Below are 481 nucleotides of genomic sequence, written 5' to 3'. Positions count from 1 at the left end.
TCGATGGGCCGATCGCGCGGGACGCGTCCGTTCGCCCGTGGTATCATGATGCGATGCTGAAACGACCGTCCTCCGGCAAGAAAGCGCTATGAAGAACATCTCAGAAATCCTCGCAGGCGTCGAAGAGACGCCCACCACGTTCGAAGACTATTTGAAAGCCTACGCCGATCCGGTCGGGGAGCTGATCAACAGTTATATTCCCCATGGGGCCCATGGGGATATGGATCGCTAACTGTACGATCCTCTCTATCATTACAGCGAGAACGCGGGCAAGCGCCACCGCCCGCTCATCTGCTTCGCGGCCTGCCTGGCCGTGGGAGGCGACCCCAATCGCGCCGCCACTGCCGCCGCCGCCATCGAACATTTCCATTCAGCGGCCCTCATCCACGATGACATCGCCGACGAGGCCGAGCTGCTCCGCGGCGAGCCCTGCCTGCACCTCACCGAGGGGCTGGGGCTGGCCATCAATATGGGCGACTTG

1 pseudogene is annotated in these 481 nt (G+C 62.2%); it reads left to right on the top strand.

The window, feature by feature from the left end:
- Positions 1–88: 88 nt before the first annotated feature.
- Positions 89–481, top strand: a pseudogene (locus NE591_RS12320) (polyprenyl synthetase family protein); the annotation flags it as partial.

It is taken from the genome of Adlercreutzia sp. DFI.6.23 (assembly GCF_024462535.1).
Lineage (GTDB): Bacteria > Actinomycetota > Coriobacteriia > Coriobacteriales > Eggerthellaceae > Adlercreutzia > Adlercreutzia rubneri.
The sequence above is the reverse complement of the archived record's forward strand: the minus strand, read 5'-3'. Positions and strand labels throughout refer to the sequence as shown.